The 8111-nt window shown below is 70.7% G+C and carries 9 protein-coding genes; all 9 read left to right on the plus strand.

The features are described 5' to 3' along the window. Positions 1-92 precede the first annotated feature (92 nt). The 9 genes from atpG (at position 93) to D7V97_RS36470 (ending at position 8041) form a co-directional block, all read left to right on the plus strand. On the plus strand, positions 93-989 hold the full coding sequence (atpG, locus tag D7V97_RS36430; protein ID WP_120615219.1) for an ATP synthase F1 subunit gamma: 897 nt from the start codon (positions 93-95) through the stop codon (positions 987-989). 308 nt (positions 990-1297) lie between these two features. Continuing rightward, positions 1298-2743, plus strand: a complete 1446-nt coding sequence (gene atpD, locus D7V97_RS36435) for a F0F1 ATP synthase subunit beta (protein ID WP_120615220.1) — start codon at positions 1298-1300, stop codon at positions 2741-2743. 22 nt (positions 2744-2765) lie between these two features. Beyond that, positions 2766-3314: a hypothetical protein gene (locus D7V97_RS36440; RefSeq protein ID WP_120615221.1), complete on the plus strand. Its 549-nt coding sequence runs from the start codon at positions 2766-2768 to the stop codon at positions 3312-3314. A 21-nt stretch (positions 3315-3335) separates the two neighbouring features. Further along, positions 3336-3740 carry a F0F1 ATP synthase subunit epsilon gene (locus tag D7V97_RS36445; RefSeq protein WP_120615222.1) on the plus strand — a complete coding sequence of 135 codons (405 nt, stop codon included), beginning with the start codon at positions 3336-3338 and terminating at the stop codon, positions 3738-3740. 120 nt (positions 3741-3860) lie between these two features. After that, positions 3861-4130, plus strand: a complete 270-nt coding sequence (locus D7V97_RS36450; protein ID WP_120615223.1) for a hypothetical protein — start codon at positions 3861-3863, stop codon at positions 4128-4130. Positions 4131-4577: 447 nt separating this feature from the next. After that, on the plus strand, positions 4578-5609 hold the full coding sequence (locus D7V97_RS36455; protein ID WP_120615224.1) for an ADP-ribosylglycohydrolase family protein: 1032 nt from the start codon (positions 4578-4580) through the stop codon (positions 5607-5609). Positions 5610-5807: 198 nt separating this feature from the next. Next, entirely contained in the window at positions 5808-6212 is a 405-nt protein-coding gene (locus D7V97_RS36460; protein WP_120615225.1) for a phage holin family protein, read from the plus strand. Further along, the gene (locus tag D7V97_RS36465) at positions 6209-6709 is read left to right on the plus strand and encodes a hypothetical protein (RefSeq protein ID WP_120615226.1); all 501 of its coding nucleotides are present in this window, start codon (positions 6209-6211) and stop codon (positions 6707-6709) included. The genes D7V97_RS36460 and D7V97_RS36465 overlap by 4 nt, the downstream gene beginning before the upstream one ends. Before the next feature lie 36 nt (positions 6710-6745). Then, the gene (locus D7V97_RS36470) at positions 6746-8041 is read left to right on the plus strand and encodes a cytochrome ubiquinol oxidase subunit I (protein WP_233583445.1); all 1296 of its coding nucleotides are present in this window, start codon (positions 6746-6748) and stop codon (positions 8039-8041) included. Positions 8042-8111 lie beyond the last annotated feature (70 nt).

The following is an 8111-nucleotide window of genomic DNA, read 5'->3' on the forward strand; positions in this document are numbered from 1 at the left end:
CGCCTATATAGGGGGCCCGCCGCCCCATCCGGCCTGCCCGGGCCGTCCCCGCGGGTGCGCGCCGCACGTCGTCCCAGAGGAGTTTCCGGCCCATGGCGTCCCTTCGAGACATCCGCAAGCGCATCCGCTCGGTGAAGAACACGCGGCAGATCACCAAGGCGATGAAGATGGTCTCCGCCGCGAAGCTGCGAAAGGCGCAGGACGCCATCCTCGCCGCGCGCCCCTACGCGCAGACGCTGGAGCAGATCATCTCCGAGCTGGCGCTGCGCTCCGCCGACCAGGAGCTGGCCCATCCGCTCCTGGCCTCCCGCCCGGTGCGCCGCGTGGAGCTGCTGCTGCTCACGTCCGACCGTGGCCTCGCCGGCGGCTTCAACTCCAACGTCATCCGCCGCGCCAACCGCTTCCTGTACGAGAACAGCACCCTCCAGGTGCGCGTCTCGACGGTGGGCCGCAAGGGCCATGACTTCTTCCGCAACCGCAGCCAGTCCATCCGCAAGGACTTCGCCGGCCTGTACGCGGGGCTCAACTACCGCTCCGCCGCCAACGTCGCCGAGGAGCTGACCGCCGCGTTCCTCAACGACGAGGTGGACGCCGTCTACGTCGTCTACAACGAGTTCGTCTCCGCCATCAGCCAGAACGTCGTCGTGTCGCAGCTGCTGCCCCTGCAGCCCGCCACCACGAAGGCCGCCGCCACGCCCACGCCGGAGACGGTCGCCGCGGCGCCCGCGCTGGTGGACTTCAAGTACGAGCCCTCCCGCCAGGCCGTGCTGGACCGGCTGGTCCCCCAGGCCGTCAACATCAAGGTCTACCGGGCGCTCCTGGAGAGCGTGGCCAGCGAGCAGGGCGCGCGCATGAGCGCCATGGAGAACGCGACCAACAACGCCACGGACATGATCTCCAGCTACACCCTGCTCTACAACCGCACCCGCCAGGCGGTCATCACCAAGGAGCTGATGGAGATCGTCTCCGGCGCCGAGGCCCTCAAGTAGTCAGGGCACGGTCCGTTGGACCCCCAGGGGCCCGCTCGCGCTTTCACGGCGCGGGCCGGGCCCTTCGTCGTTTCCCCCGCCCGCCCGGCGGGCAGGGGAGGTGGCCCGGAGCGAAGGATGCGCGAGGGGACTGGCGCTGGGGACACCGCTCCGCTAAGCGGGACTTACGCGCGCGGACCCGGGAGGCTTGACCCTGCCGGGGGGCCCCCGGTAAAGGGGGCGCGCCCACACCCCTTCTCTTGGGGTTGATTTCCTGACGGGCGGCGGCGTCCCGGCCGCTCGCCATACGAGACAAGGCAGAGGATTCCATGAGCGCTCAAGTTCCGACGACTGGCAAGGTCACGCAGGTTCTCGGCCCCGTGGTCGACGTGGAGTTCCCGCCCGGCGGGCTCCCGGAGGTCTACTCGGCCCTGAAGATCACCAACCCCAACCTGGGCGCCGAGCAGGACAACCTCACGGTGGAAGTCGCGCAGCACCTGGGTGAGAACACGGTGCGCTGCATCGCCATGGACTCCACCGAGGGCCTGGGCCGCGGCATGCAGGTGCGCAACACGGGCGCCCCCATCCAGGTGCCGGTGGGCAAGGCCACCCTGGGCCGCATCATGAACGTCACCGGCGACCCGGTGGACGAGATGGGCCCCGTGAAGGCCACCGAGTACTGGCCCATCCACCGCGCGCCCCCGGCGTTCACGGACCAGGACGTGCGCGTGCAGATGTTCGAGACCGGCATCAAGGTCATCGACCTGCTCGCCCCCTACACCCGTGGCGGCAAGATTGGCCTCTTCGGCGGCGCCGGCGTGGGCAAGACGGTGCTCCTGCAGGAGCTCATCCGCAACGTGGCCGTGGAGCGCGGTGGCTTCTCCGTGTTCGCCGGCGTGGGCGAGCGCACCCGCGAGGGCAACGACCTGTACCACGAGATGCAGGAGACGAACGTCATCCAGATGGATAACCTGGAGGCCAGCCAGGCCGTCCTCGTGTACGGCCAGATGAACGAGCCGCCCGGCGCCCGCGCCCGCGTGGCCCTCTCCGCGCTCACCATGGCCGAGTACTTCCGCGACGTGGAGGGCCGTGACGTGCTCCTCTTCGTGGACAACATCTTCCGCTTCACCCAGGCCGGCTCGGAAGTGTCCGCCCTCCTGGGCCGCATCCCCAGCGCCGTGGGTTACCAGCCCACGCTCGCCACGGAGATGGGCGGCCTGCAGGAGCGCATCACCTCCACCACCAAGGGCTCCATCACGTCCGTGCAGGCCATCTACGTGCCCGCCGACGACCTGACGGACCCCGCGCCCGCCACCGCGTTCGCCCACCTGGACGCGACCACGGTGCTCAACCGCGCCATCGCGGAGCTCGCCCTCTTCCCGGCCGTGGATCCGCTGGACTCCACCAGCCGCATCCTCTCCGCGGACGTGCTCGGCGCGGAGCACTACGCCGTGGCCCGCCGCGTCCAGGGCATCCTGCAGCGCTACAAGGAGCTCCAGGACATCATCGCCATCCTCGGCATGGACGAGCTGTCGGAAGAGGACAAGCTGTCCGTGGCGCGCGCCCGGAAGATCCAGCGCTTCCTGTCCCAGCCGTTCTTCGTCGCCAAGGTCTTCACCGGCAAGGATGGCCGCTACGTGAAGCTGGCGGACACCATCCGCGGCTTCAAGGAGATCGCGGACGGCAAGCACGACGAGATCCCGGAGAGCGCCTTCTACATGACGGGCGACATCAACGAGGTCATCGAGAACGCCCGCAAGCTGGCGGCCGCGTAGCACGCAGCCGCCCGGAACCCCCATGCGCCTGACCGCCGCGCTCGCCCTGATGCTCTGCTGTGTCGCGCCCTCCGCCCTGGCGGAGGAGCGTGGCAGCCGGGCGCGGGTGAGCGCGAACGGGCTCTACAGCGTGCGCATGGTGGACACGGGCGTGGGGCAGTGCCGGCTGGAGATGCTCAAGGAGAACGGGCCCCTCTGGTCGGCGAACGTGTGCGTGGGGACGGTGGACGACCTGTACTTCGCGTCCAACGACGGTGAGAAGGTCTGGGTGCTCTACCCGCTGGTGGAGAAGGGCAAGCCGCCCGCGGGCAAGAAGAAGCGGGGCAGCGGCCTGTCCTGGGCCCGGGTGATGGTGGCGGCCCAGTTCGACCGCACCGGGCAGAAGCTCCAGGAGAAGCGGCTGACGGAGCTGATGACCCCGAAGCAGCTCCCCGAGGTGCGGCAGATGGCGCACCACCTGAAGTGGCTGGAAGGCACGCTGGGCATTCCGGGCAAGGGCCCCCGCCTGACGGACGCCGGGGTGGTGGAGTTCGAGCCGGTGGGCGTGAAGACCCAGCGGCTGACTTTCTGATGCGGTAGCACGAGGACCTTCATGGCCAAGCTGAGTGTCGAGATCGTCACCCCCGAGAAGCGCATCCTGTCCGTGCAGGCCGACGAGGCCATCGTGCCGGGCGGAGAGGGCCTGTTCGGCGTGCGGCCCGGCCACACGCCGTTCCTGTCCCTGGTGGAGCCGGGCACGCTGACCCTCATCGAGGGCGGCCGTCAGGACCGGTACTTCATCGCCGGCGGCTTCGTGGAGGTGAGCAACGACAAGGTGCTGGTGCTCGCGGACGCCGCGGAGCCCATCTCCGGCATCGACGTCGCGGGCGCCCGTCGCCGCATGGCGGAGGCCGAGGCGCGCCTCAAGGACCTGAACGCCGCGGACGCACGCTACGCGCTGGAGCAGGCCGCGGTGCGCCGCGAGGCCGCGCGCATCGGCGCCGCCGAAACCCGCTAGGCAAGAACCTCCTGTCGCAGTGCGAAAGGGTGGAGCCCGAAGCCCCGGGGTACGGGGACCGGCGCTCCGCCCTTTTCCGCGTCCGGGGGCCCGTGGGCGGCATGATGCGGCGTCAAAGCCATGAGCCCTCCTGACGCCCCCATGCTGGAGCTGTTCCACCGCATCGCGGATCCCCCGTCCGCGACCGCGCGCCTCTTCGTCACCGACCACGCGCTGGAAGACCGCGTGCGCTTCCGCAACGTCGCCTTCGCGGAAGCGGAGGCGGACTGGCTCGCGCGCGGCGGTCACACCACGCCCGCGCTCTGGGACGGCACGCGGCTGTACCAGGGCGCTGAAGCGGTGGTGGCGCGCTTGCTCGCGGTGGTCAACCTGGGTCGCGACGATTCATGAGCGTGCGCGCGTGCATGCGCGCGTCGCGTGGATCGACGTGAAGTCGCGCGCGTCAAGGTGAACACCTGAGCCCGTGGGCTCCGCACGCGCACGGCGCCTTGTGCGCCCACGCGCGGCCACCCGTGCGTCCCTTTCGGTTCATGCACAGCATCCGGAGTTGGACATGCAAGAGGGCCCGAGTACGTCATCCGGGGCGCCTGCTTGCTGAAACGCGGCGGGATGCGATAGCTACCGCGCCCCCGGTTGCGCCGCGTTGACGGCGGAGGAGGCAGAAAGTGTCGACGCGCGCGGTGCAACCCGGAGGGACCTCTCCTGTCCATGGCTCCACCGAACCCGCTCCGTGCACGTCAAGACCCCATGATCGAAACGCTGTCGCTTCGTGCGCCCTCGCAGCGTTCATCTCGGTGCTCGTCCTTGCCTGAGGCTCGGGTAGTCTCCGCCCTTCCGATGCCGCTGACCCCCGCAGATCGCCAGGACAGGTTCCATGCGGCGTTTCTCGGACTCGCCATTGGCGATGCGCTCGGCTTTCCGCTGAGGGGCATCCCGCCGGCGAGCCTGTCCCGCCTGCCCGGGCTCGCGGAGGACTTCGCGCCCCGCCCGCGCGGCAAGTACGCCAAGGGCCAGTTCAGCGACGACACGCAGCTGCTGCTCGCCGCCGCGGAGAGCGTCATCCGCGAGGGCAAGGTGGAGGGCCGCAGCGCCGCGGCGCACCTGGCGTGGCTGTGGCAGGAGGGCATCATCCTCCAGCCGCCGCGCAGCCTGTCGGAGTCGCTGCAGCGGCTGGCGGGCGGCACGCCGTGGATGAGCGCGGGCGCGCCGCTGGGCATCCGCTGCCCGTCGGTGCTCAGCCGCGCGCTGGTGGTGGGCCTGTTCGAGAGCGGCCAGCGCGCGCGCCTGCCGCACGACGCGGGCGTGCTCACCGTCGTGACGCACAAGGACCCGGTCTGCGCCGCCGCCGCCGCCGCGTTCGCGCAGGCCGTGGCGCTGGGCATGGAGGAGGAGGCCCTCACGCCCGCGGCCTTCTGCGACGCCCTGGCGCTGGCCGCCGCGGTGCACGACAAGGCGCTGGCGGAGGAGATCCGCCACCTGCCGCGCCTGCTCACCTGGGACACCCAGCGCGCGCTCAACCAGCTGCGCAAGGTGGGCGTGCCCCCCAGCGAGCTGAAGGGCGTGGACGGCCTGCCCGCGCACGTGGTTCCGGTGCTGCTCACCTCGCTGTACGCGACGCTGAAGGTGCCGCACGACTTCCGCCAGGCCGTCATCCTCACGCTGCGCTGCGGCGGCGAGGCGGACGTGGCCGCGGCCCTCACCGGGGCGCTGCTGGGCGCGCACCTGGGTACGCGCGCCCTGCCGGCCCGCCTGCGCAAGCAGGTGCTGTACGCGGAGAACCTGGTGGACACCGCGGACCGGCTGTTCCGCGCCCGACAGGTGCGCGAGACGCTGGCCACGGCCATCGCCCACCAGCACCGCCGCCGCTAGCGCTCGCCCGCTTCCGGGGAACGATTCTCCTCGGAGGCAAGGGGCAGCAGGCAGCCAGCCGAACGACGAAGGGGTGTGCGCCGGGACTTCTCCCGCCCACCCTTCCTGGCCACCTTGAGAGGCAGAACAGGGGTGGACGGGATGCCGGTCAGGCGTCCGTCGGTCCTTCCCTGGGCCCACCAAGTCGGAGGCACGGTCGTGGACCTCGAATCGGAACGCCTGGAGCGCACGCAGCTGGAGACGCTCTCCACCCCGGAACTCATCCGGCACGCCTTGTCGGAAACCCGCCTGCTCGTGAAGGCGGAGGTGATGCACGCGAAGAAGGAGCTGAAGCAGGAGCTCCAGGCCGCCAAGACCGCGGGCATCCTCCTGGGCGCGGGGGCCGTGCTGGCCCTCACCTCGCTGGCGGTGCTCTTCGTCGCGCTGGGGCTGGCGCTCCCGCTGGGGGCCGCGGTGGGCGTGCTCATCGTGGGCGCGGTGCTGCTGCTGGTGGCGGGCCTGCTGCTGTTCCTGGGCACGAAGCGGGTGCCCAAGCAGGCGATGCCCCACACCCAGGAGCGTCTGAAGGCGGACCTCAAGATGACCCGGGAGACGCTGCAATGAGCCAGGCACCCGATACCGAGAACGTGCACGGCGAGCACGCCATCACCCGTCACATGGGCGACCGCGAACAGGTGGAGCAGACCGCGGACCGCATCCGCGACGAGCTGCTGCTCACCCTGGAGGAGCTGGACCGGCGCCGCGACCGCGCCATGGACGTGCGCTACCACGTCAACCAGCACCGCGACCTGCTCGTCACCGTGGGCGCCGCCGCGCTGGTGGTGGTGGGCGTGGGCGTGGGCGTCGCCATCTACCGCTCGCGCCACTACGACGAGCGCGTGCGTCGCCGCCGCCGCAGGGCGCTGGAGCGCGCGTGGGCCCACCCGGAGCGCGTGGCCACCAGCGTGGAGGACAAGCCCCTGGGCGCGGAGCTCGGCCGCAAGCTGGTGATGATCTTCGCCACCACGCTCGCCTCCGCCGTGGCCCGCAACTCCATGCAGTCCCTGGTGCCCTCGCGCACCGGACCCAAGGTGCCTGCGGACGCTGATAAGAAATCGTGAAAGCGTAAAATGCGCGCATAAAGCATGCTGATGAGCATGACGGACCTGCTCTATGCGCGTGCGCAGATGGGGTTGTCGCTCGCGTTCCACATCGTGTTCGCGGCGGCGGGTGTGGCGTTGCCGGTGCTGATGGTCCTGAGCGACTGGAAGCACCGGCGGACGGGGGACGACGACTACCGCAAGCTGAGCGAGAAGCTGGCCAAGGGCACCGCCATCCTGTTCGCGGTGGGCGCCGTGAGCGGCACGGTGCTCTCGTTCGAGCTGGGGCTGTTGTGGCCGGAGTTCATGGGCCGCTACGGGGAAGTGATTGGCCTGCCCTTCAGCCTGGAGGGCGTGGCCTTCTTCACCGAGGCCATCTTCCTGGGCATCTACCTGTACGGCCGCGAGCGGGTGTCGCCGGGCCTGCACCTGTTCAGCGGCGTGATGGTGGCGGTGAGCGGGGCGGCCAGCGCCTTCTTCGTCACGCTGGTGAACACGTTCATGAACAACCCGTCCGGCTTCACGGCCACGGCCGCGGGGCCCACGGACGTGCAGCCGCTGGTGGCGATGTTCAGCCCTGGCTGGCAGTACCAGACGACGCACGTGCTGCTGTCCAGCTATCAGGCCAGCGCGTTCGCGATGGCGGGCATCCACGCCTTCATCCTGCTCAAGCACCCGGGGGCGGCCTTCCACAAGAAGGCGCTGTCCATCGCGCTGCCGCTCGCGTGCGTCACCGCGCTGTTGCAGCCGCTGGTGGGGGACCTGTCCGCCAAGCACGTCGCCCGGGCGCAGCCGGTGAAGCTGGCCGCGATGGAGGGGCACTTCGACACGCAGGTGGGCGCGCCCCTGCGCCTGGGCGCCATCGACGTGCCGAAGGGGCTGTCCATCCTGGCGTTTGGTGATCCGGACGCGGAGGTGAAGGGGCTCAATGACTTCCCTCGCGACACCTGGCCTCCGGTGGCCAAGGTGCACGGGGCCTTCCAGGTGATGGTGGGCACGGGCAGCCTGATGGCGCTGCTCGCGCTGGTGACGCTGTGGCGAAGGTGGCGGGGCAAGGCGTGGCCGCACGGCCGGGGGATGATGCGCGCGTGGCTCGTCGCGGGGCCGCTGGGGCTGGTGGCGCTGGAGGCGGGGTGGCTCGTCACCGAGTGGGGCCGCCAGCCGTGGATCGTCCGGGGCGTGATGCGCACGGGCGAGGCGGTGACGCCGGTGCCGCACCTGGCCGCGCCCTTCTTCACCTTCACGGTGGTGTACCTGTTCCTGGGCGTGACGGTGCTCTTCGTCCTCTGGCGGCAGGTGGCGGCCACGCTGCCCGGCAGGCACGTGGACGGCGAGGTGACCCATGCCCACTGAGACGGTGCTGGGGTTCGCGGTGGCGGGCACGTTCGTGCTGTACGCGCTCCTGGGCGGGGCGGACTTCGGC

The sequence above is a fragment of the Corallococcus sp. CA053C genome (assembly GCF_003611675.1).
Lineage (GTDB): Bacteria > Myxococcota > Myxococcia > Myxococcales > Myxococcaceae > Corallococcus.